Raw genomic sequence first — 2,894 nt, 5'->3', positions numbered from 1 at the left:
CCCAAATTCCAGAATGTAAACACATTCCGGATACTGTGAACAGGCTCTAGCATGGACGAAAGCGCCGAAGGGGCCTCAAAAGCCCCTCATTGAGGCATTTGCTCAGCCGGGCAAGTCGAGCAGCAGCATTGAAATATCGTCATGCCCGGCCTGGGCATCCAGATGGCGCCGCAAGGCCTGCTGCAGCACAGCTAGGCGTTCCCGCGGATGGCTACCAGCCAGCGCACCGATGACGCCTTCGTAGCCAAACGTCCGTCCATCATCGCTCACGGCCTCAATCACCCCGTCGGAGGAGAGCAACAGCTGCCCTCCCATCTGCGGCCAATGCAGCTCGGTAATACTGATTGCGCCAGCCACCAGGCTATCGACCCCCAGCGACAGGTGGTTTGAGGGATAGCGATGCACCACCTGGCCCAAGGCATCGATTTCCAGAATGTCGGGAACGCCGCCCAGCCAGAGCTCACCGCGACGTGCCTGCTAATCGATGACGACCACGGCAGCAGAAACGAAGCGGCCAATGGGCAACAGGTCGGCCAAAGCATTGTTGAGTGCCACCACCATGTCCGCCAACGGCTTCTCGGTTTCTACTGCGTGGTAGAAGTCGGTGACGATGGTCAGCCCACTCATCGCAGCAGCCAGGCCGTGACCAGTCGCATCGGCAAGCATCGCGTAAAGTAGGCCGTTTTGCGAACGCGCAGCCAGTACGATGTCACCTGAAAAACGTTGCGTAGGAATCACGCAATGCAGGACACCGCTCTGCTCCAACGCATCTCGGCGGACATGCCGCTCCATGATCTCCTTGGCCAGCTCGGCCTCCGCTTCAGCCTCGTCGTGATACTGCTGCAGTCGGGCCGCGTTCTCCGCTAGTTGCCGCCCGACCCGCCGTCGCTCGGAAATATCCCGCGCCACAGCAATGAACAAACGCCGCTCCATCACAGGCAGCTCAGTGACACACAACTCTGCCGGAAAGCTACGCCCGTCCAGACGCCACCCCATGAGTTCGCACAGACTGCCGATAAAGGACGGATCCTTGCCTGCCAGATAGGCCCGGAAGGAATCTTCCCAGCGAGTCTGCCCCGTCACTTCGCACAGCAGGTGGCGAACGTCCTGACCGATCAGGGAAACGCCTGGCATCGAGAAGATTGCCGTCGCAGCACGATTGGCTCCGACGACGCGGAAATCCGTATCGAAGGTCAGGATGCCGTCTACCACGGCATCGGCGATCGCGGCCTCTCGTTGGCGAGCCTCTTCCCGGCTCTGTTGCAATTCCAGCGCACGACGCAGATTGCGCATCTTGGCCGCAAAAAGCTGGAAGGACAGAGGCTTCGTCAGGTAATCGTCGGCACCGGCTTCCAGGCCACGCACCACGTCATACTCCGCATCCATGGCTGAAACGATGACGATCGGAACCCAGCGTTTCTCGGTGAATTCAAGCATGCGCGCGATGGCTTCGAAGCCGTCCATACGCGGCATCATCAGATCCATCAGCACCAGATCCGGTTTTTCACAGAAATAGACGTCCAGCGCCTGTTCTCCGTCCTCGGCCATGAGGGTCTCGAACCCCAACCGTGCCAAGTAGGCGCGCAGCAACGCACGGTTAGCCTGCGTGTCATCGACGATCAGCACACGGAACACGCTACCCATCGGAACGATGTCGGCAGCGCCTTGTGACGCGAGCTCACCTTGATTCATCGCAGCCCCCCGTAAAACGGATCTCGACGGTATTGCCGGTGCCGAGGTAGCGTAGATCGTTGAAAGCCATCTGCCGCGAGACGGCAATCCCGCGCCCGTTGGGTGCAAAGGCACGCTCAGGTGCGATGGTCAGATAGGGCTCCCATTCAAAACCTGGTCCCTCGTCACTGATGCGCACGACAATCGCATCTGCCTCCTGCCACACCTTCACGCACACCTGCTTGTGCTGATTCTCCGGCAGGGCCTGTCTGCGATGAACCTCATCCAGCCACCGGTCCTCACTCTTAAGGCGGGACTTGGTCAGGAAATCGATACCCAGATTGCCATGCTCGATGCCATTGATCAGCAGCTCTGCCAGCCCCATCGCCACAGCCTCCCCGTCACCGGCAGCCAGTGCCAGCAGCCCGGCCAGCTCCTCGGCCTCCTCCAGCGTGCGCAACTGAAACTCTGCCTCACGCAGCAATAGGACTGCGCGCGAATGATTCGCCATGCGCTGCGATACATCGGCCCAGCGCGCACGATCATGCAGCGCCGCACGCACGATGATCAGCAGCGCCTCCGAGCGGAACGGTTTGGTCAGGTAGTAATGCGCCCCGGCAGCCAAGCCCTCGCTGACCTGCTCCGGCCCTGCCGCAGCTGTCTGCATGATGACCGGCAGATGTTTCATGCGAGGATCCGCCTTGATCCGACGCAGCAAGGTCAGGCCATCGATCTTGGGCATCATTCGGTCCATGAGCACTAGATCGAAATCATAGGGGCGGCTATCCAGCTGTGCCCAGGCACGTTCGGGATCCTCGAAGAAGCTCAGCTGGAATCCTGAGTCCGCAAGGTATTCGCCAATGATCTCAAGGTTTAGCGGCTCATCATCGAGTACCAGCAATGAGGCACTCATCCATTCTTCTCCTGTGTAGTCGCAGCGTCCCGCCCGACTGATCCGTCCCGCAGCGGCAGGCTGACCACGAATTCCGCTCCGCCGCCAACGCGATTGAACGCATAAATGCGACCTTGATGCGCCACCACGATCTCCCTGCAGATCGCCAGCCCCAGTCCCGCGCCCTCCGTGCGATGACTTACCGCACTGCCCTGCACGAATTTGGCGAACACGGATTCGAGCTCCGACTCTGGAATGCCAGCCCCCTGATCCCACTGAATCGCCCCCGGTTCACTAGACACTTCGAAGCCTTAAGCTGGCAACCAAGTGG

2 protein-coding genes and 1 pseudogene are annotated in these 2,894 nt (G+C 60.3%); all 3 read right to left on the bottom strand.

Annotation, left to right across the window (positions count from 1 at the left end; genetic code table 11):
* Nucleotides 1-102: 102 nt before the first annotated feature.
* Nucleotides 103-1,644 (bottom strand): annotated as a pseudogene (locus tag BGI27_RS17620) (response regulator).
* A 34-nt stretch (nt 1,645-1,678) separates the two neighbouring features.
* Nucleotides 1,679-2,584, bottom strand: a complete 906-nt coding sequence (locus BGI27_RS17615; protein ID WP_095526073.1) for a response regulator — start codon at nt 2,582-2,584, stop codon at nt 1,679-1,681.
* Nucleotides 2,581-2,865 (bottom strand): sensor histidine kinase, encoded by a 285-nt coding sequence (locus BGI27_RS17610; RefSeq protein WP_095526072.1) that lies wholly within the window; start codon nt 2,863-2,865, stop codon nt 2,581-2,583. The genes BGI27_RS17615 and BGI27_RS17610 overlap by 4 nt, the downstream gene beginning before the upstream one ends.
* Nucleotides 2,866-2,894 lie beyond the last annotated feature (29 nt).

It is taken from the genome of Candidatus Dactylopiibacterium carminicum (assembly GCF_014736495.1).
Taxonomy (GTDB): domain Bacteria; phylum Pseudomonadota; class Gammaproteobacteria; order Burkholderiales; family Rhodocyclaceae; genus Uliginosibacterium; species Uliginosibacterium carminicum.
Note: the sequence above shows the minus strand (reverse complement) of the source record. Positions and strands in the feature narration are given on the sequence as shown.